This window comes from Aquicoccus sp. SU-CL01552 (assembly GCF_040365005.1).
Taxonomy (GTDB): Bacteria; Pseudomonadota; Alphaproteobacteria; order Rhodobacterales; family Rhodobacteraceae; genus Antarcticimicrobium.
In genome coordinates this window covers 155,237-173,230 of the sequence record NZ_BAABWV010000004.1, presented here as the reverse complement: position 1 = coordinate 173,230, position 17,994 = coordinate 155,237, and the positions used below count along the sequence as shown (strand labels likewise).

Genomic DNA, 17,994 nt, shown 5'->3' with positions numbered 1-17,994 from the left:
TCCGATCAGCCGGCGTCGCAGCCGCGGATGTCCACCGCGTGTGCGGTGCCGAGAACAGTGATGCGGAGGGCCGAGCGGGTCAGCGCAAAGGCGCCGCCGGTCTCGTTCTCCAAATCGGTGACGGCGATCAGCGTGTCGCCGCTGCGCCGGGTCTCGGTCTCGGCGGCCCAGATGCCGGGCGCGCCCGGCTCGATCACGGCGATTTCCGTGCCGCCAGCCGATGGCATCGTGATCCGGGCCTCGACGCGCAGCCCGTCGGCGCTGGGCGTGAGGCGGCAGGTGGCGGATGTCACCCCGGCCTCGGCGGCGGAATAGGGTCGCTGCGCCAGCGCGGCGGCAATGGCGGGGTTGCGCCCGGCCTGCGGGTCGAGGGCGCCGTCGAAGTCGAGCGCGCCGGGAATGCAGACATCGCTGCACAAGCCGAACTCGATCCGCCCGCGCAGCCGCATCGCCGAGTCGTCACCGGAGGGGGTCACCTCGATCGGCAGCACGAGTTGGTGCTTGTAGCCGATGGTGCGCAGGCCGTTGGTGTCGAAGACCTCGGGCGCAGGCCATGTGATCGCCACGTCGCGCAGGTTGCGCGAGCCGCGCCAGTCGAAGCTGGGGGGAATCCCGGCCTCGCCCGGGGCGCGCCAATAGGTCTTCCAGCCGTCGGCAAGGGTCAGGCGCAGCGCGGCCAGATGGGTGCCCCGCGCAGTCGGCCCGCCATCCAGAACCTCGATCCGTACAAGGTTCTCAAGGGCGTTTCCCGCCTGCGCGGGGGTGGCGAGGGCAAGGCCGGCAATCAGGAGCGAGGCAATTTTCAACATGCATCCTAAATGGCGGCTCGGGCCGCACTTGCCAAGTCACGAGCGCGTCAATGCGCCCGAATGCGCCGCTTTGCCGCCCCGGTCTTGCGCCCGGAGCGCACGGGGGTCATGTTGAAATTGCAAGACCACCGAACCGGAGCACAACGCCATGGACCTGACCGGGAAACTCCTGATCGCGATGCCTGAAATGGGCGATCCGCGCTTTGAGCGGTCGGTGGTGTTCCTGTGCAGCTACAGCGACGACGGGGCGATGGGCCTGATCGTGAACAAGCCGGCCGGGGACGTGCACCTGTCCGACCTCCTGAAGCAGTTGGATATCAAGCCCGACCGGCCCGAGCGGGGCCGGATGCCGGTACATTTTGGCGGCCCGGTCGAGACCGCGCGCGGCTTTGTCCTGCATTCAGACGGTTACGACGCCAACCTGCATTCGATGAAGGTGTCGCCCGGCTTCAGCATGACCGCGACACTGGACATCCTCGAGGATCTCGCCGCCGGGCAGGGGCCGGAGCGCGCGTTGTTGATGCTGGGCTATGCCGGCTGGGGGCCGGGGCAACTCGAATCGGAGATCACGATGAACGGCTGGCTGACCACCGATGCGGATCCCGATCTGGTCTTTGGCCAGCCGGATGACGCGAAGTGGGAGGCAGCGCTCAGGACATTGGGGGTCGATCCGCTGACGCTTTCGGCCAGCGCCGGGCGGGCGTGAGGCGCGGCTAGTCGCGCGGGGCCGCCGCGCGTCGCAGCCGGTCGTTGATCGCCGCGCCCAGCCCGTGATCGGGAATCGGCGCCACGGCGATCGGTCTGGCCCGCGAATCGAGCGCGTGCAGGTGCCCGAAGAGGGCGGCCGCCGCCTCCTCCAGATCGCCCGAGGGGGACAGGTTCAGGTCGCAGTCCATCGGGCCGAACCCGAGGAACAGCTCTCCCGGGTGCGGCGCCTCGGCGTTCAGGCGCACCCGCTCGGCGGGGGCGTAATGCGACAAAAGCTGCCCCGGCGCGCTGATCCCGTCGCCGGGGGCGTTTCGCACCAGATCGGTGCCCAGCACCGCCTCGATCTCCTCGGCTGCCACCCCGCCCGGGCGCAGCAGCGCGGGCGCACCGGACAGTCCGACGATGGTGGATTCCAGCCCCACCGCGCAGGGGCCGTCATCGACCACCGCCGCGATACGCCCCGCGAGGCCGGCCAGCACATGTGCTGCCGTGGTCGGGCTGATCCGGCCCGAGGGGTTGGCCGAGGGGGCCGCGATCGGCCCGTCGAATGCCCGCAGCAGCGCCCGCGCCGTGGGATGCGCGGGCACCCGCACCGCCAAGGTATCGAGCCCGGCGGTGACCAGATCGGATATCCCGTGCCCGGGCCGCAGCGGCAGCACCAGCGTCAGCGGGCCGGGCCAGAAGGCATCGGCCAGTTTCTGTGCCGCGTCGCTCCACGTCACATGGGCGCGGGCGGTCTCGGCATCGGCCAGGTGTACGATCAGCGGGTTGAAGCTGGGTCGTCCCTTGGCGGCATAGATCGCCGCCACCGCCCGACCGTTGCGCGCATCGGCCCCGAGGCCGTATACTGTCTCGGTCGGGAAGGCGACGAGCTGCCCGTCCGCCAGCATTTTTGCCGCCCGGAGCAGGTCCGGCGCGCTGGCGCCAAGGTGCAGGGTTTCATGGGGGGACATGGCGATGACGCGGCGTTCTGGTTGCTTGTGAAGCGGGTGCGGATAGGTATCAGTCGACTGTTGACCCATAGACGCGCCACCTGAAAAAGCCAAGCCCACCGGGCGGCGCCCCGCAGACAAGAGGACATCCATGCCCTACCGTGCCCCCGTTTCCGAGTATGAATTCCTGTTCCGCCACGTGGTGGGATACGATCAGGTGTCGGCCACCGACCGGTTCTCCGAGGCCGATGGCGACACGGTGAGCGCGATCCTCACCGAGGCCGGCAAGATGTGCGAAGAGGTGATGGCCCCGGTGCAGCGCAACGGCGATTTGCACCCGGCACGGCTGGAAAACGGCAAGATGCGGACCTCGCCCGGGTTCGCCGACGGCTGGAAGGCGATCTCCGAAGGCGGCTGGATCGGGATGAGCGCCCCCGAGGCGCATGGCGGCATGGGGCTGCCGATGGCGCTGACCACCTCGGTCAACGAGATGATGAGCGCGGCCTGCCTGTCGCTGCAACTGGCCCCGCTGATGAGCCAGGGCCAGATCGAGGCGCTGGACCACCACGCCTCGGACGCGCTCAAGGAGCTCTACCTGCCCAAGCTGATCAGCGGCGAATGGTCGGGCACGATGAACCTGACCGAACCGCAGGCGGGGTCGGACGTGGGTGCGCTGAGTTCCAAGGCCGAGCCGAACGGCGACGGCACCTATGCGATCACCGGGCAGAAGATCTTCATCTCCTGGGGCGACAATGACTTTTCCGAGAACATCTGCCACCTGGTGCTGGCACGACTGCCCGACGGGGTGCCGGGCACCAAGGGGATCAGCCTGTTCCTGGTGCCGAAGTTCCTGCCCGATGAGGCGGGCAAGCCGGGCGTGGCCAACTCGCTGAAGGTGGTCAGCCTCGAACACAAGATGGGGCTGCACGGCTCGCCGACCTGCGTGATGCAGTATGACGGCGCCACCGGCTGGCTGGTCGGCAAGGAGCATGGCGGCATGGCGGCGATGTTCACCATGATGAACAATGCCCGGCTCGGGGTCGGCGGCCAGGGCGTCGGGGTTGCCGAGGGCGCCTATCAGCACGCGCTGGCCTATGCGCTGGAGCGCAAGCAGGGCAAGACGCCCTCGGGCACCATCGTGGATCACGCCGACGTGCGCCGCATGCTGCTCGAGATGAAGGCGGATCTCTTTGCCTCTCGCGCGATCCTGCTGGCCTGCGCCGTGGCGATCGACATGCAGACCGCCACAGGCGAGGCCGACTGGGCGGCGCGCGCCGCGCTGCTGACCCCCATCGCCAAGGCGTTCGGAACCGACACCGGCATTCGCGTGGCCGAAACCGGCGTGCAGGTGCATGGCGGCATGGGCTTCATCGAAGAAACCGGCGCGGCGCAGTATTACCGCGACGTGCGCGTCACCGCGATCTACGAGGGCACCAACGGCATCCAGGCGATGGACCTTGTCGCGCGCAAGATGATGGATGGCGGCGAGGCGGCCTGCCGGCTGCTGGAAGAGATCCAGAAACAGGCCGAGCACGCCCGCGGCACCCTGCCCGAACTGGCCGAGCCGGTCTGGCAGGCGGCCGAGACCCTGCGCGAGGCCACCGAGTGGCTGGTCTCGCAGGACAACATGAACGACCGCTTTGCCGGCGCGGTGCCCTACCTGCGGGCCTTCGCCCGGGTGCTGGGCGGGCATTACCACCTGTCCGCGGCGATGGCCGACAAGGACGGGCCGCGCATGGCGCTGGCACGGTTCTACGTCGACCGGTTGCTGCCGGAACACGCCGCGCTGCTGGCCCATGCCCGGGCCGGGGCCGAAGGGCTGTATGCGCTGGGCATCGACGATCTGGCGGGAGGCTGAGCAATGGACGGTGGCCCGACCCTGACCCTGCGCTACCCCTGGGATACCCCGCCGGAGCCGGGCAAGGCCATCGAGATCGCCGAGGGCGTGCTGTGGATGCGCCTGCCGCTGCCGATGAAGCTGGATCACGTCAACGTTTATGCGCTGGACGATGGCGACGGCTGGACGGTGATCGACACCGGCTTTGACACCGGCAAATCCCGCGATATCTGGGGCGCGCTGCTTTCCGGTCCGCTGGCGGGCAAGCCGGTGCGTCGGGTCGTGGTCACCCATCACCATCCTGATCACATCGGTCTGGCCGGCTGGTTCCAGACCGAGCACGGCGCCGAACTGGTTACCACCCGCACCGCCTGGCTGTTCGCGCGGATGCTGACGCTGGACGTGCAGACCGCGATGCCGGAGGAGACCCGAGCCTATTACCAGGGGGCGGGCATGGACCCGGAGCTCCTGGCCGAGCGGATCGCGGAGCGTCCGTTCAATTATTCAGACATGGTGGCGCCGATGCCGCTGGGCTTTACCCGTGTCCAGCAGGGCGACGTGATCCGCATGGGCGGGCGCGACTGGGACGTGCACATGGGTAACGGCCATGCGCCGGAACACGCGACGTTCTGGAGCCGCGATGACAACCTGGTGATCTCCGGGGATCAGATCCTGTCCTCGATCAGCCCCAATATCGGGGTCTATGCCACCGAACCACAGGCCGATCCGCTGGCGGACTGGCTGGAAGCCTGCGAACGCCTGAGCCACCTGGCCCGACCGGAGCAGATCGCGCTGGGCGGTCACAAGCTGCCCTTTGTCGGGCTGCCCTTGCGGATGCGCCAGTTGATCGAGAACCATCACAGCGGGCTGCGGCGGTTGCTGGATTACCTGGATACGCCGAAATCCGCCTCGGCCTGTTTCGCGCCGCTGTTCAAGCGCACGATCGGCAAGGGCGAATACGGGCTCGCGCTGGTCGAGGCGGTGGCCCATGTCAATCACCTCTATCACACCGGGCAGGTGACGCGGACCAGGGGAGAGGACGGCGCCTGGCTTTATCAACGCAGGGAGTGAGCCGGATGGACGACAAGATCAGCACCGCAGCCGAGGCCGGAGAGAACGCGATTCTTCCCAGCGTCCACGAGGTGCATGCCGACCCGAAAGTCGATCCCTGCCTGGACGGGCTGCGCGCGGGGGCAAGGAAACCGGCCTCTGACAAGAGTGCGGCGCGCTGGGCCTATGAGCGGATCATCCTTTACATCCGCAACTTCGAAGAACAGCTCGACAACGCGCATGAGGTGGCGATGGGGTTCACCGGCGGCGATGCCGGGGTGCTGCGAATCGAGGGGATCGGGTATTATGATCCCGACATCATCACCTTTTACGGCAGCGAGGCGACTGGGGCGCGCACCCAGCTGATCCAGCACGTGAGCCAGCTCAACGTGATGTTGCGGGCGCTGCCGAAACCGAAGCCGGACAGCCCGCCGACGCGCATCGGGTTTCGCCTGGCCGCCGATCTGGACGAGGCATGACCGCGCGCAGGTCAGCCGTGCAGAAATGCAGCGGTCGCGCCGAAATCGCCGAATTGACCGGGTGACAGCCCGCCGCGAATTCAGTATCCAGTTCGCGACATGACCGCATTCCACAGCAGGACGGGAACCAATGGCTGAACACAAGCAGGGCGAGATGGACATCTCGGTGCAGACCGACACTTTCAACGGCTTCGTCAAATTCGTCACCTGGTCGGTGGTGGCGCTGATCTTCGTGGCGCTGTTCCTTTTGGTCTTCGCCTCCTGATCTGACCGATCCCACGACTCAAACGGGGACGCTGTCCATGATGCGCTTGCTGTGCCTTTGTGCGGCCCTTCTGCTTGTTGCGGGATGTGCCGGACAGGACGACTACGCCGACAATGAAACCATCGCGGCGGTGTCCTATCGTGACCCGGGGCCATCGACCCTGACGCTATACACGATGGTCAACAACCGCACCGGCAAGGGCGGGCATACCTCTCTGATGATCAACGCCTCGGAGCGGGTGATCTTCGATCCGGCGGGTTCGTTCAAATCGCCGGTGGTGCCAGAGCGCGACGACGTGCTGTTCGGCATCACGCCGGGGGTGGAACTGGCCTATCGCGGCTCGCACGCGCGCAGCACGTACCACGTGGTGGTCCAGACCGCCGAGGTTACCCCCGAGCAGGCCGAGGTCGCCTATCGACTGGCGCTCAAGAACGGCCCGGTGCCGGGGGTCTATTGTGCCAACGCGACCTCGAGACTGTTGAAACAGGTGCCCGGGTTCGAAAGTATCGACGTCACCTTTTATCCCACCCGGCTGGAGCAGCAGTTCGGCAGCCTTCCCGGGGTCGAGACCCGGCGATATTTCGAGAACGACAGCCCGGACCTCGACCAGGGGATCGCCCAGAACAACGCCCGCCTGGTGGCGGCGCGGCAGGCCCCCAACGCGTCAGAGTAGATACAGCAGACCGTAAAGCGTGGCCGCCCCGGCAAAGATCGCGGCCAGCACGTTCTTGGTGACCAGCCCGACCCCGACCGTGACCAGCGCCGCCAACAGGCGCGGCAGGTCCAGCGCGCCGCCGGTGGCCTTGGGCCAGACCACGAGCGGGGTGACCAGTGCAGGCAGGATCGCCACGGCGGTATAGCGCAGGTGGCGCAGCAGCCAGTCGGGCATGGGCCGGTCGCCCACCAGCCCGATGAAGACAAAGCGCAGCGCGAAACTGCCCGCCGCCAGGCCGGCGATCACGGTCCACAGGGTGACCGGGTCGAACCCGGTTTGCTCCGGGGTCATGTCCACAATCCCTTCTTGCGCAGAATCAGTTCCATGCGGGCGCCGGCAATCATGCCGGCAAGCCCCGCGACCATCAGCCCGAGGTTATAGGGCAGCCCGGCCGCCAGCAGCGCCACCGCGATCGACACCAGCGCCGCGACCACATGCGCAGAGGTGCGCAGCATCGGCGTGACCATGGCGAGAAAGGTGATCGGCAGCGCGAAATCCAGCGCCCAGCTCTCGGGGATGCGAGCGCCCAGCAGCGCGCCGACCAGGGTAAAGGTGTACCAGGCGGCCGTCACCAGCGTGACCGACCCCATGAAATACTGCATGCGCTGGGAGGTCGTCAGATCCGGCTCGGTCTCGAACCTTACGATCGAACAGGCATAGGATTGGTCCACCGTCAGGTAGGCGGCGAAGGCCCGCTGCCACAACGGCGCTTGGCCCAGGAACGGGGTGAGCGAGGCCGAGTACATCGCCATCCGCAGATTCACCGCCAGCGCCGAGGCCAGAACGATGAAGGTCGGCGCGTTTTCCTGCATCAGTTGCAGCGCGGTCAGCTGTGCGGCGCCGGCAAAGACGGTTGCCGTCAGCACCAGCGTCTCGGTCAGCTTGAGGCCCGCCTCGGTCGCCAGAACGCCGAACAGCATGCCGAACGGCCCGGCGACGAGCACGAAGGGTGCCCCGTCGCGGAAGCCTTTCCAGTAGTAGGAATTGGTGGTGGAGAAAGCCATTGCTTGTCCTTAACCTGTGCAGGGACTGCCCTATACACGAACGCAAAGGGGTGCAATTGGTCACGTCCTACATCCTTGTGAGGTCCCGATGAAACAACCGCTTGGCGTGATCCTGGCCGGGGGGCTGGCCAGCCGTATGGGCGGCGCCGACAAACCGCTTCTGGATCTGGCGGGGCGGCCGCTACTGGCGCATGTGGTCGACCGGCTGGAGCCGCAGGTCGCGGCGCTGGCGCTCAACGCCAATGGTGATCCGGCCCGGTTCGCCGGTTACCGCCTGCCGGTTCTGGCGGATTCGGTGGCGGGGCATCCGGGACCGCTGGCGGGGGTTCTGGCCGGTCTGGACTGGGCCGCCGGGCAGGGCGCGCAGAGCATCGTCACCGCCGCGGCCGATACCCCGTTCCTGCCCTGCGACCTGGTGCCCCGGCTGCTGCTGGCGGGCGAGGGGATGGCGGAACCTCTGGTCCTGGCGGCAACCCGGCGCGACGACGGCGGCACCGATCTGCACCCGACCTTCGGCCTTTGGCCGGTGGCGCTGCGCGAGGGGCTGCGCGCCGCGCTGGCACGGGGTGTGCGCAAGGTCCGCGCCTGGGCCGATCAGCAGGGTGCACGGCAGGCGGTGTTCGGGACGGTGGGGGGCGATCCCTTTTTCAACGTCAACACACCCGGGGACCTGGCGCGGGCGCGGGCGATCCTGAACCGCGCCGGGTAAGCGGATTCGGCACCCTGCATGTGCGGCTGGTCCAGCGGCCATGACTGCGGGCCGGGTGCGGGCGGTTAGAACCGGGTTGGATCAGACGGGGTCGGGCAGCCCGGCGTCCAGCAAGGCGCGCAGCGGTGCCATCTCTCCGGCCCGCATCCGGCCGTCGCGTGTCACGAACATGCCACGCAGCTCGGTTCCCTCGACCACCGCGCGCTCACCGATGCGACCGAGATACCCCAGGGTGAGGGATTTGTGGCCCCAGTCGCGAATGGTCATTTCCAGGGTCATCATATCTCCGTCCAGTGCCGGCGAGACGAAGTTCGCTCGCACGTCCATCAGCCCGATTCCCTTGGCATCCAGTTCGCGGCACAGCCGCCGATGTCCGCCCGCCGTGTTTTGAAGGTAGGTGTGGAAACACCGGTCAAACCACCGGAAGTAGTTGGGATAAAAGACAATTCCGGCGGGATCGCAATGGCCGAAACTGATCTGGATATCCATCGAGAAGTCGGGGGAGGGCATGTCGGGCTCCATGTCGTGAGGAATCATTTGGTGATGTGCAAAAGCACGAAGTGCGGGCCGGAGGAAAGCCCCGGTGTCCCGGGTAATGGCAAGGTGCCTCCTGCGGATTCCCGGCCCAGCCCCGGCAAGATTGACCGCTCCACCGTCGCCGATATGCTGACCGTGGGAGGATAAACGTTGATCGAACGCCCCGGAGTGGGCACAAAAGGTTAACAATAAAGCGCGGCAAAGCCGCGCGACCAACAGGGAGGAAAAGATGAGGAAATTTATGACACTGGCGCTTGCCGCCAGCCTGATGTCCACGGCGGCTTGGGCCGAAAGCGTGAAGATCGGCTTTGTCACCACGCTGACCACCGGTGCGGCGGTCATCGGAAAGGACATGCAGAACGCCGCCAACCTGGCGGTGGAGCACTTGGGCGGCAAGGCCGGAAACCTGGATCTCGAAGTGATCTTTGCCGACGACGGCTTTGCGCCGGAAACCGGCAAACAGGCCACCGACAAGCTGGTCAAGCAGGACGATGTGGATTTCGTCACCGGCTATATCTGGAGCCACGTTCTGCTGGCCTCGCGCAAATCGGCGCTGGACGCGGGCAAGTTCCTGATCTCGGCCAATGCCGGCCCCAGCCAGATCGCCGGCAAACTGTGCGACGAGAACTTCTTCTCGACCTCTTGGCAGAACGACCAGACCCCGATGGCGATGGGCGAGGTGCTGAATCGGCAAGGGGTCAAATCGCTCTACGTGATGGCGCCGAACTATGCCGCGGGCAAGGACATGGTCGCCGGGGTCGAGCGGACCTTCAAGGGCGAGATCGTGGGCCGCGACCTGACCAAGTGGGGGGCCGACGCGCAACTCGACTTCTCGGCGGAACTGGCCAAGGCCAAGGCAAGCAATGCCGATGGCATCTTTGTCTTTTACCCCGGTGCGGCCGGCGGCGCCTTCATCAAGCAGTACGACCAGGCCGGGCTGAAGGATACGCTGCCGCTCTACTCGGTGTTCACCGTCGACGGGCTGTCGCTGCCCAAGCTGCAGGCGGCGAATTTCGAGGCCGTTCTCGGTTCGCGCACCACGCAGGAATGGGACCCGTCGCTGGACAATGCCGCCAACAAGAAGTTCGTCGCCGACTTCAAGGCCAAGCACGGAACCTACCCGTCGTTCTATGCCGCGCAATCCTATGACGCGATCATGCTGATCGCCAACGCGGTCGCCAAGGTCGGCAACACCGAGGACAAGGACGCCCTGCGCGCCGCGCTGAAGGCGGCGGATTTCCAGTCCGTGCGCGGCGATTTCAAGTTCGGGACCAACAACATGCCGGTTCAGAACTTCTACCTGCGCGAGGTGGTGGCGGATTCCGATGGCACCTGGACGACGCAAGTGGTCGAGACCGTGTTCGAGGACCACGTCGACAGCTACGCCGCCGACTGCAAGATGTAGGCCGGGTTCCTGAGGCTCATCGGGCCGGGTGGCACGCTGTCCGGCCCCGCAAGACACGGGGCGTGACTTGGACCTTTCTCTGTTGATTATCCAGGCCCTGAACGGGGTGCAGCTCGGGCTGCTCCTGTTCCTGGTGGCCTCGGGGCTGACGCTGGTGTTCGGGATTCTCGATTTCGTTAATCTCGCCCATGGCTCGCTCTACATGCTGGGGGCGTTCATCTGCGCCTCGCTGACCTTTCTGTTCGGCAACTTCCTCTGGGCGGTGCTGGTGGCGCTGCCGCTGACCGGGGCGATCGGTTATCTGGTCGAACGTTTCGTGGCTCGCCCGCTTTATGCCCGCGACCACCTTGACCACGTGCTGGGCACCTTCGGCCTGATCCTTGTGCTGGACACGCTGACGCATCTGGTCTGGGGGCCGGCGGGGATCGCCGTGCCGCTGCCCGACTGGCTCGAGGGGCAGTTGACGCTGAGCGAAACGCTGGTGATCCCGACTTACCGGCTGTTGATCATCGGGGCCGGGCTGAGCGCCGCCGTCGGGTTGTTCTGGCTGGTCAACTACACACGGCTCGGCATGTTGATCCGCGCCGGGGCCTCGAACCGGACGATGGTCTCGGCGCTGGGCATCGACATCCAGACGCTGTTCGCGCTGGTCTTTGCGCTGGGCGCGATGCTGGCCGGACTGGCCGGGATGCTGATCGCGCCGATCACCGAGGCCTCGATCGGCATGGGCAACAACATCATCATCACCGCCTTCGTGGTCATCATCGTCGGCGGCATCGGCTCGATGAAAGGGGCGTTCATCGCTGCCATCCTGATCGGGCTGATCGACACCATGGGCCGGTCGTTCCTGGACGACCTGTTCAAGCTGGCGATGTCGCCCGAGGCCGCCGAGACCTCGGCCCCCGCCGTCTCGGCCATGCTGATCTACATCATCATGGCGCTCGTTCTCGCCCTGCGCCCGCAGGGCCTGTTTCCGCCAAGGACCCGCTGATGACCCGAATGACCCGCCGTGGCTGGATATCGGTCGCCGTCATGGCCCTCCTGGCCGTGCTGCCGCCGGTGTTCTACCTGACCGGAAACGCCTTTTGCCTCGACCTCGCGACGCGGCTGTCGATCCTCGGCATCGCCGCGGTCAGCCTGAACCTGATCCTGGGCTATGGCGGGCTGGTGTCCTTTGGCCATGCCGCCTTTGTCGGGCTGGGTGCCTATGCGGTCGGGATTCCGGCGCATCACTGGCTTTACGGTGGCATGGATTTTCTCGCCACCACCAGCGGGTTCGTGCAGATCCCGCTGGCGGTGGCGGTGACGGCGCTGTTCGCGCTGATCACCGGGGCGGTCTGCCTGCGCACCAAGGGGGTCTATTTCATCATGATCACCATGGCCTTCGCGCAGATGATCTACTACCTGATCGTGTCGATCGAGGAATACGGCGGCGATGACGGGCTGGTGATCGACACCCGCTCGGAGCTGCCGCTGATCAACCTCGACAATCCGCTGCAACTGTTCGGCCTGGCCTATGTGTCGCTGCTGGTGGCGATGCTCCTGGTGCGGATGATCACTCGCTCGCGCTTCGGCATGGTGCTTCAGGGCGCCAAGGGCAACGAAGAGCGGATGGTGACGCTGGGCTTCAACATCTATGCCTACCGGTTGACCGCCTATGTGATCTCGGGGGCGATGTGCGGCTACGCCGGCGCGCTGCTGGGCAATTTCACCACCTTCATCAGCCCCGAGATGATGGATTGGTCGCGCTCGGGCGAGTTGATGTTCATGGTCATCCTCGGCGGCGCCGCGACCACGCTGGGGCCGGTGCTGGGCGCCATCGCCTTCATCGTGATCGAAGAGATCCTGTCCTCCTTCACCATTTACTGGCACCTGCCCTTTGGCCTGATGCTGATGGGCGTGGTCCTGTTCGCGCGCGGCGGGCTGATGGGGCTGTTGCGCGGGCGCGGGGAGGGCGACGAATGACGGCGGTTCTCGAGATTTCCGGCCTGAACAAGAGCTTTGGCGGCATCAAGGCGACCGACGATCTGACCCTGGGTGTCGAGGCCGGCGAGCTGCACGCGGTGATCGGCCCCAACGGCGCCGGCAAGACGACGTTGATAAGCCAGCTGACCGGAATGCAGAAACCGGACAGCGGCAGCGTCCGCTTCAAGGGGCGCGACATCACCGCGATGGCGCCCTACAAGCGCGCGCATCTGGGCATCACCCGGTCGTTCCAGATCACCTCGCTGATCCTGGGGATGAGCGTGCTGGACAATATCGCGCTGGCGCTGCAGGCGCGCGAGGGGCATTCGTTCCGCTTCATCCGCCCGGCGCATGCGCTGACGCATCTGCGCGCCGAGGCGCTGGCGCTGCTCGACCGGGTCGGGTTGGCCGACAAGGCCGACCAGCCCACCGTCGCGCTGAGCCACGGCGAGCACCGGCACATGGAGATCGCCATCGCGCTGGCATCAAAAGCCGAGCTGATGTTGCTCGACGAGCCGATGGCGGGGCTGGGCATCGAGGAAAGCGCGCAGATGGTCGAGCTTCTGCGCGGCATCAAGGGCCGGCACACGATCCTGCTGATCGAGCATGACATGGATGCGGTTTTCGCGCTGGCCGACCGGATCTCGGTGCTGGTCTACGGCCATATCATCGCCACCGGCCGCCCGGACGAGATCCGCGGCAACGAGGCGGTGCAGCATGCCTATCTGGGCGAGGAGTAGCCGATGCTGGTGCTGGACAACCTCACGACGCACTACGGCTCCAGTCAGGCCCTGTTCGGGGTCAGCCTGAGGCTGGAGGCGGGGCAGGTGGCAACGCTGCTGGGCCGCAACGGCATGGGCAAGACCACAACGGTCAACTCGATCATGGGGATCGTCAAGCCCAGCGGCGGTTCGATCACATTCGACGGGCAGGAGCTGGTCGGGCGGCCCAGCTTCAAGACCGCCAACCTCGGCCTTGGCCTGGTGCCCGAGGGGCGGCAGATCTTTCCCAACCTGACGATGATGGAAAACCTGGTGGCGACCGCCAGCAACCACCTGAACACCCCCGACCCCTGGACGGTGGAGAAGGTCTTTGCGCTGTTCCCGGAACTGGAGACGCGGGTCGGCTCGATGGGCAACCTGCTTTCGGGCGGGGAACAACAGATGCTGGCCATCGGCCGCGCGCTGATGACCAACCCGAGGCTGCTGATCCTCGACGAGGCGACCGAGGGGCTGGCGCCGCTGGTGCGGCAAAAGATCTGGCACGCGCTGAGCGAGATCGCCGGGCAGGGGATGTCGATCCTGGTGGTCGACAAGAACCTCAAGGACCTGCTGCGCATCGCCGACCGGCATTTCATCATCCAGCGCGGACGGGTGGAATGGCAAGGCAGCAGCGCCGAGTTGGAGGGGAACGACGAGGTGCGGCAGAAGTACCTGGGGTTCTGACGCGGCACGGCGCGAAAAAGGGCGGTGCGAAAGGGCCTGTCCGCCCCCTCGCGGCGCCCCTCCGTTTCGTTCAGCGTCCCTTGAACGCCGGTTTGCGCTTTTCGCGGAATGCCATGACGCCCTCGATGAAATCGGCGCTGTTGCTCAGGGCGGTTTGTTCCATCGCCTCGGCGCTGATCGCATCGCCGTAGGAGAGCCCGTCCATCCGCCGCATCAGCCGCTTGGCGGCGGCGGCGGCCAGCGGGGCGCCGGCGGCGATGCGCGTGGCCATGGCCCGGGTCGCGGCGTCGAGGCCGTCGGCCGGGTGGAGTTCATTCACCAGCCCCAGGTCCAGCGCCTCCTGCGCGGCGATCTTGCGCCCCTCAAGGATCGCCTGAAGGGCGCGGCGCGGCCCCATCGCGCGCTCCAGCAGCCAGACGTTGCCGCCGTCAGGGATCAGCCCGATCGCGGCGAAGGCCATGTAAAGGTTGGCGTCCTCGGCCATGCTCACCATGTCGCAGTTCATCGCCAGCGCCGCGCCGATCCCGGCGGCAGAGCCGTGCACCTGCGCGATCCAGATCTTGGACGAGGCGGCGATGCCGGTCAGGATCGGGCGATACTCGGTCTCGATCTGCTGGTGCACCGGGGGATTGGGCCCCTCGGTCAGGTCGGCCCCGGCGCAGAACCCGCGCCCCTCGCCGCGCAGGATCACGACGCGGATGGCGGCGTCCAGTTCCAGTGCCGAGACGGCGCGGCGCAGCGCATCGCGCAAGGCGGTGTTGAGCGCGTTGAAGGCGGCGGGCCGGGTCATGGTGATGGTGGCGATTGGGCCATCGCGGGCGATGGTCAGGGCGGTCTCGGTCATGTCAGGGCCTTTCTGGCTCAGGTCAGGGCGCCGGCGGCGCGCAGGCGCGCCAGCGTGTCGGCATCGCAGCCGGCCTCGGTCAGCAGGGTTTCGGTCTCACCGCCCGGCGCGGCGGGGCGGCCGGGTCCGGGTGCGGGAGTGCGGTTGAACCGCGGGGCGGGTGCGGCCTGGGTCACCCCGTCTACGGATGTGAAGGTACCGCGCGCGGCCAGGTGCGGATGTTCTGGTGCCTCGGACCAGGTCAGGATCGGGGCGACGCAGGCATCGCTGCCGTCAAAGATCGCGGTCCATTCGTCGCGGGTTTTGCGGGCAAAGACGCGGGCGTATTCGGCGCGACGCTCGGGCCAGCTCTTCACCTCCATCTGGCTCGCCTTGTGATCCTCGGGCAGGCCCGCAAGGCGAACCAGTTCGGCAAAGAACTGCGGCTCCAGCGGACCGACCGAGATGAACTTGCCATCGGCGCATTCATAGGCGCGGTAGAACGGCGCGCCGCCATCCAGCAGGTTGGATTCGCGCGCCTCGGACCACTCGCCCCGGGCGATCCAGCTGTGGACCAGCCCCATCAGCGCAGAGGCGCCATCGACCATGGCGGCGTCGATGACCTGCCCCTTGCCAGAGGTCTGGCGCTCAAACAGGGCGGCCATGATCCCGAACAGCAGGAACATGGTGCCGCCGCCGTAGTCGGCGCCGATGTTCAGCGGTGGGGTGGGCACCTCATCGGCCTTGCCGGTGGCGTGGAGAAAGCCGGTAAGGCCGAGGTAATTGATGTCGTGCCCGGCCATCTGCGCCATCGGGCCGGTCTGGCCCCAGCCGGTCATGCGGGCAAAGACCAGGCCGGGATTGCGGGCGTGGCAATCGTCCGGCCCCAGCCCCATCCGCTCCATCACGCCGGGGCGGAACCCCTCGATCAACACGTCGGCGCGGTCGATCAGGATCCGCGCCGCCTCGATTCCCTCGGGGGTCTTGAGGTTCAGCGCGGCGGAGCGTTTGCCCCGGTTGTTGATGTCGGTGGGATCAGCGGGGCCGGATTTGCGGGCGATCAGCACCACCTCGGCCCCCAGGTCGGCCAGCATCTGCCCGGCCAGCGGTGCGGGGCCGATCCCGGCCATTTCCACCACGCGCAGCCCTTTGAGCGGGCCGCTCATGCCGCTTGCGTCCGATCGCCGCGCAGCTTGTCCAGCGCGCTTTGCGACACCGCGAAACGGGGGCCGTACTTGGCGGCCAGTTCGGCGGCGCGGGCGGCGAATTGGTCGATGCCGATGCCACGGATGAACTGGATCGCGCCGCCGGTATGGGCAGGGAAACCGATGGCGAAGATGCCGCCGAGGTTGGCCTCCACCTCGGTGTTCAGCACGCCTTCGTCGAGGCAGCGCAGGGTCTCGATCGCCTGCCGGTAGAGCAGCCTGTCGATGGCCTCCTGCACCGGGATCTCCGCGTTGCCGGTGGCGAATTGCGACAGCCCGGGCCACAACGACTTGGAGCCGTCGGCGGCATAGTCGTAGAACCCGCCACCATAATGACGCCCGCCGCGATCCTGTTCGAGCATCGCATCGACAATCTCGCGCGAGGCGGTGTTGTCCGCGCCGAAACCGCTCTCGACGCCCAGCCGCTTGTCGAGCGCCTCATGCGTCTTGCGCACCTTTTGCGACAGCACCAGCGAGGTTTCGTCATGCACCGCCAGCGGCCCCACCGGCATTCCGGCCATCCATCCCGCCCGCTCAAGCGCAACGGGGGACATGCCGTCGCGCAACAGCGCCAGCCCCTCGTCCAGATAGGTGCCGAACACGCGCGAGGTGAAAAAACCGCGGCTGTCATTGACCACGATGGGCATGTAGCCGATCTGCTGGACGTAATCATAGGCCTTGCGCAGGGTGTCCTGGCTGGTCTTCTCGCCCATGATGATCTCGACCACCTTCATCTTGTCGACCGGGCTGAAGAAATGCAGCCCGATGAAACGGCTGGGATCGGGACAGAACTCTGCCAGCACGGAGATCGGCAGGGTCGAGGTGTTGGAGCCATAGATGCCGGTCTCGGACAACTGCCCGAAGGTGGCGCCGATCACCTTTTCCTTGAGGTCGATATCCTCGAACACCGCCTCGATGATGATGTCGGTTCCGGTATAGGCGGCGTCATCACTGGTCGGCGTGATCCGCGCCAGCAGCGCCTGTTTCTGCGCCTCGGTCATCCGGCCACGCTTCATCCGCTTGTCGGCGAGGGTGGCGGAATAGGATTTGCCCTTTTCCGCCTTGTCGATCTCCATGTCCTTCAGCACCACCGGCAGCCCGGCCGAGGCATGGGCCCAGGCGATGCCGCTGCCCATCATGCCGGCGCCGAGGATGGCGGAGGAGGTCACGCGCCATGTCTCGCCCTCAGGGCGCACCTTGCCCGACTTGATCGCCTGCGTGCCGAAAAAGAAGGTCCCGATCGCCGCCTTGGCCTGCGGTGTGACCGCCAGTGCGCAGATGCCCCGGCTTTCCGCCCGCAGCGCCGCGTCGAACCCCATCCGCATCGAGTTGACCGCGATGTCGAGGATCTTTTCCGGCGCCGGCATCAGCCCGCGCGTCTTTTTGTAGAGCATGGCAGGCGCCGCGACGACGGTCTGGCGCACGCGCGGGTGCAGCGCGTCGCCGCCGGGATAGCGAAAGCCTTTCTGATCCCAGGGCTGGGTGTGTGCGCCCGGATTGGCCTTGATCCAGGCCTTGGCGGCGGGGATCAGCGCATCGCGGGTCTCGACGATCTCGTCGACCATGCCCTCTTTCAACGCGACCTGCGGCTTGGCCGGTTTCCCCTCGAGCAGATAGGGGAGGGCCTTTTCCAACCCCAAGAGCGCGGTCAGCCGGACCACGCCGCCGGCACCGGGCAGGATGCCCAGCGTGACCTCGGGCAGGCCGACCACGGCGGCGGGATCATCGACGACGATGCGGTGATTGCAGGCCAGGCAGATCTCGTATCCACCGCCCAGGGCCGCGCCGTTGATCGCGGCGACAAAGGGGACCGGCAGTTTCTCCATCACCCGGAACGGCGCCTTGTTGGCCTCGAACATCGCCAGCGACTCGGGGCCGGCGCTGTCGATTCCGCGCAGCATGTTCAGGTCGCCACCGGCGAAAAAGGTCTTCTTGGCCGAGGTGATGACCACGCCGCTGACCCCGTCGTCGGCCTGGATCCGCGCCAGGATCTCCTCCATCATCGGCACGTAGCGGTTGTTCATGGTGTTGGCCGACTGGCCTTCCATGTCGAGGGTGACGGTGACGATGCCGTCGGCATCCTTGTCGTAGGTGTAATCGCTCATG

At 66.7% G+C, this 17,994-nt stretch carries 20 protein-coding genes; 12 read left to right on the top strand and 8 right to left on the bottom strand.

Annotation, left to right across the window (positions count from 1 at the left end; translation table 11 throughout):
- Positions 1 to 5 precede the first annotated feature (5 nt).
- Positions 6 to 809, bottom strand: coding sequence for a protein-disulfide reductase DsbD domain-containing protein (locus ABWV23_RS06535; protein WP_353346172.1), 804 nt, complete (start codon positions 807 to 809; stop codon positions 6 to 8).
- A gap of 148 nt (positions 810 to 957) precedes the next feature.
- On the opposite strand from ABWV23_RS06535, the gene ABWV23_RS06530 reads away from it, so the two are divergent.
- Positions 958 to 1,515 carry a YqgE/AlgH family protein gene (locus tag ABWV23_RS06530; protein ID WP_353346170.1) on the top strand — a complete coding sequence of 186 codons (558 nt, stop codon included), beginning with the start codon at positions 958 to 960 and terminating at the stop codon, positions 1,513 to 1,515.
- A 7-nt stretch (positions 1,516 to 1,522) separates the two neighbouring features.
- Here the strand turns inward: ABWV23_RS06530 and ABWV23_RS06525 are convergent, their stop codons facing one another.
- Entirely contained in the window at positions 1,523 to 2,470 is a 948-nt protein-coding gene (locus ABWV23_RS06525; RefSeq protein ID WP_353346405.1) for an L-threonylcarbamoyladenylate synthase, read from the bottom strand.
- A 130-nt stretch (positions 2,471 to 2,600) separates the two neighbouring features.
- Here ABWV23_RS06525 and ABWV23_RS06520 point away from each other — a divergent pair, with 130 nt between their 5' ends.
- The 5 genes from ABWV23_RS06520 (at position 2,601) to ABWV23_RS06500 (ending at position 6,753) form a co-directional block, all read left to right on the top strand.
- Positions 2,601 to 4,307, top strand: a complete 1,707-nt coding sequence (locus tag ABWV23_RS06520; protein ID WP_353346168.1) for an acyl-CoA dehydrogenase family protein — start codon at positions 2,601 to 2,603, stop codon at positions 4,305 to 4,307.
- Between the two features lie 3 nt (positions 4,308 to 4,310).
- A complete protein-coding gene (locus ABWV23_RS06515; protein WP_353346166.1) occupies positions 4,311 to 5,357 on the top strand; it encodes an MBL fold metallo-hydrolase in 1,047 nt (348 codons plus the stop codon).
- 5 nt (positions 5,358 to 5,362) lie between these two features.
- On the top strand, positions 5,363 to 5,815 hold the full coding sequence (locus ABWV23_RS06510; protein ID WP_353346164.1) for a DUF6173 family protein: 453 nt from the start codon (positions 5,363 to 5,365) through the stop codon (positions 5,813 to 5,815).
- 130 nt (positions 5,816 to 5,945) lie between these two features.
- Positions 5,946 to 6,080, top strand: a complete 135-nt coding sequence (locus ABWV23_RS06505) for an aa3-type cytochrome c oxidase subunit IV (RefSeq protein WP_353346162.1) — start codon at positions 5,946 to 5,948, stop codon at positions 6,078 to 6,080.
- A 37-nt stretch (positions 6,081 to 6,117) separates the two neighbouring features.
- The gene (locus ABWV23_RS06500; protein WP_353346160.1) at positions 6,118 to 6,753 is read left to right on the top strand and encodes a hypothetical protein; all 636 of its coding nucleotides are present in this window, start codon (positions 6,118 to 6,120) and stop codon (positions 6,751 to 6,753) included.
- On the opposite strand, the gene ABWV23_RS06495 is transcribed toward ABWV23_RS06500, so the two are convergent.
- Both ABWV23_RS06495 and ABWV23_RS06490 read right to left on the bottom strand, forming a co-directional pair.
- Entirely contained in the window at positions 6,745 to 7,086 is a 342-nt protein-coding gene (locus tag ABWV23_RS06495; protein WP_353346158.1) for an AzlD domain-containing protein, read from the bottom strand. The genes ABWV23_RS06500 and ABWV23_RS06495 overlap by 9 nt on opposite strands.
- Complete coding sequence (locus ABWV23_RS06490) at positions 7,083 to 7,799, bottom strand: AzlC family ABC transporter permease (protein ID WP_353346156.1); 717 nt, start codon at positions 7,797 to 7,799, stop codon at positions 7,083 to 7,085. The genes ABWV23_RS06495 and ABWV23_RS06490 overlap by 4 nt, the downstream gene beginning before the upstream one ends.
- Before the next feature lie 88 nt (positions 7,800 to 7,887).
- Here ABWV23_RS06490 and mobA point away from each other — a divergent pair, with 88 nt between their 5' ends.
- A complete protein-coding gene (gene mobA / locus ABWV23_RS06485) occupies positions 7,888 to 8,508 on the top strand; it encodes a molybdenum cofactor guanylyltransferase MobA (protein ID WP_353346154.1) in 621 nt (206 codons plus the stop codon).
- Between the two features lie 81 nt (positions 8,509 to 8,589).
- Here mobA and ABWV23_RS06480 read toward each other — a convergent pair whose 3' ends face one another.
- Positions 8,590 to 9,018, bottom strand: coding sequence for an acyl-CoA thioesterase (locus ABWV23_RS06480; protein ID WP_353346152.1), 429 nt, complete (start codon positions 9,016 to 9,018; stop codon positions 8,590 to 8,592).
- A gap of 256 nt (positions 9,019 to 9,274) precedes the next feature.
- Between ABWV23_RS06480 and ABWV23_RS06475 the strand changes: the two genes are divergently transcribed.
- From ABWV23_RS06475 to ABWV23_RS06455, 5 genes are all read left to right on the top strand, one after another.
- On the top strand, positions 9,275 to 10,450 hold the full coding sequence (locus ABWV23_RS06475; protein ID WP_353346150.1) for an ABC transporter substrate-binding protein: 1,176 nt from the start codon (positions 9,275 to 9,277) through the stop codon (positions 10,448 to 10,450).
- A 67-nt stretch (positions 10,451 to 10,517) separates the two neighbouring features.
- Entirely contained in the window at positions 10,518 to 11,441 is a 924-nt protein-coding gene (locus ABWV23_RS06470) for a branched-chain amino acid ABC transporter permease (RefSeq protein WP_353346148.1), read from the top strand.
- Complete coding sequence (locus ABWV23_RS06465) at positions 11,441 to 12,415, top strand: branched-chain amino acid ABC transporter permease (protein ID WP_353346146.1); 975 nt, start codon at positions 11,441 to 11,443, stop codon at positions 12,413 to 12,415. The genes ABWV23_RS06470 and ABWV23_RS06465 overlap by 1 nt, the downstream gene beginning before the upstream one ends.
- Positions 12,412 to 13,155 (top strand): ABC transporter ATP-binding protein, encoded by a 744-nt coding sequence (locus ABWV23_RS06460; protein WP_353346144.1) that lies wholly within the window; start codon positions 12,412 to 12,414, stop codon positions 13,153 to 13,155. Before ABWV23_RS06465 ends, ABWV23_RS06460 begins: the two co-directional genes overlap by 4 nt.
- A 3-nt stretch (positions 13,156 to 13,158) precedes the next feature.
- Entirely contained in the window at positions 13,159 to 13,860 is a 702-nt protein-coding gene (locus ABWV23_RS06455; RefSeq protein ID WP_353346142.1) for an ABC transporter ATP-binding protein, read from the top strand.
- Positions 13,861 to 13,930: 70 nt separating this feature from the next.
- Here ABWV23_RS06455 and ABWV23_RS06450 read toward each other — a convergent pair whose 3' ends face one another.
- The 3 genes from ABWV23_RS06450 to ABWV23_RS06440 are packed head-to-tail and all read right to left on the bottom strand — an operon-like array spanning position 13,931 to position 17,993.
- On the bottom strand, positions 13,931 to 14,704 hold the full coding sequence (locus ABWV23_RS06450; RefSeq protein ID WP_353346140.1) for an enoyl-CoA hydratase/isomerase family protein: 774 nt from the start codon (positions 14,702 to 14,704) through the stop codon (positions 13,931 to 13,933).
- A 17-nt stretch (positions 14,705 to 14,721) separates the two neighbouring features.
- Complete coding sequence (locus ABWV23_RS06445; protein WP_353346138.1) at positions 14,722 to 15,849, bottom strand: CaiB/BaiF CoA transferase family protein; 1,128 nt, start codon at positions 15,847 to 15,849, stop codon at positions 14,722 to 14,724.
- On the bottom strand, positions 15,846 to 17,993 hold the full coding sequence (locus ABWV23_RS06440) for a 3-hydroxyacyl-CoA dehydrogenase NAD-binding domain-containing protein (protein ID WP_353346136.1): 2,148 nt from the start codon (positions 17,991 to 17,993) through the stop codon (positions 15,846 to 15,848). The genes ABWV23_RS06445 and ABWV23_RS06440 overlap by 4 nt, the downstream gene beginning before the upstream one ends.
- Between the last annotated feature and the right edge of the window lies 1 nt (position 17,994).

Coding starts and splice junctions, on each gene's coding strand:
- ABWV23_RS06535 (WP_353346172.1), bottom strand. CDS start 809: ATGTTGAAAATTGCCTCGCTCCTGATTGCCGGCCTTGCCCTCGCCACC.
- ABWV23_RS06530 (WP_353346170.1), top strand. CDS start 958: ATGGACCTGACCGGGAAACTCCTGATCGCGATGCCTGAAATGGGCGAT.
- ABWV23_RS06525 (WP_353346405.1), bottom strand. CDS start 2,470: ATGTCCCCCCATGAAACCCTGCACCTTGGCGCCAGCGCGCCGGACCTG.
- ABWV23_RS06520 (WP_353346168.1), top strand. CDS start 2,601: ATGCCCTACCGTGCCCCCGTTTCCGAGTATGAATTCCTGTTCCGCCAC.
- ABWV23_RS06515 (WP_353346166.1), top strand. CDS start 4,311: ATGGACGGTGGCCCGACCCTGACCCTGCGCTACCCCTGGGATACCCCG.
- ABWV23_RS06510 (WP_353346164.1), top strand. CDS start 5,363: ATGGACGACAAGATCAGCACCGCAGCCGAGGCCGGAGAGAACGCGATT.
- ABWV23_RS06505 (WP_353346162.1), top strand. CDS start 5,946: ATGGCTGAACACAAGCAGGGCGAGATGGACATCTCGGTGCAGACCGAC.
- ABWV23_RS06500 (WP_353346160.1), top strand. CDS start 6,118: ATGATGCGCTTGCTGTGCCTTTGTGCGGCCCTTCTGCTTGTTGCGGGA.
- ABWV23_RS06495 (WP_353346158.1), bottom strand. CDS start 7,086: ATGACCCCGGAGCAAACCGGGTTCGACCCGGTCACCCTGTGGACCGTG.
- ABWV23_RS06490 (WP_353346156.1), bottom strand. CDS start 7,799: ATGGCTTTCTCCACCACCAATTCCTACTACTGGAAAGGCTTCCGCGAC.
- mobA (WP_353346154.1), top strand. CDS start 7,888: ATGAAACAACCGCTTGGCGTGATCCTGGCCGGGGGGCTGGCCAGCCGT.
- ABWV23_RS06480 (WP_353346152.1), bottom strand. CDS start 9,018: ATGCCCTCCCCCGACTTCTCGATGGATATCCAGATCAGTTTCGGCCAT.
- ABWV23_RS06475 (WP_353346150.1), top strand. CDS start 9,275: ATGAGGAAATTTATGACACTGGCGCTTGCCGCCAGCCTGATGTCCACG.
- ABWV23_RS06465 (WP_353346146.1), top strand. CDS start 11,441: ATGACCCGAATGACCCGCCGTGGCTGGATATCGGTCGCCGTCATGGCC.
- ABWV23_RS06460 (WP_353346144.1), top strand. CDS start 12,412: ATGACGGCGGTTCTCGAGATTTCCGGCCTGAACAAGAGCTTTGGCGGC.
- ABWV23_RS06455 (WP_353346142.1), top strand. CDS start 13,159: ATGCTGGTGCTGGACAACCTCACGACGCACTACGGCTCCAGTCAGGCC.
- ABWV23_RS06450 (WP_353346140.1), bottom strand. CDS start 14,704: ATGACCGAGACCGCCCTGACCATCGCCCGCGATGGCCCAATCGCCACC.
- ABWV23_RS06445 (WP_353346138.1), bottom strand. CDS start 15,849: ATGAGCGGCCCGCTCAAAGGGCTGCGCGTGGTGGAAATGGCCGGGATC.
- ABWV23_RS06440 (WP_353346136.1), bottom strand. CDS start 17,993: ATGAGCGATTACACCTACGACAAGGATGCCGACGGCATCGTCACCGTC.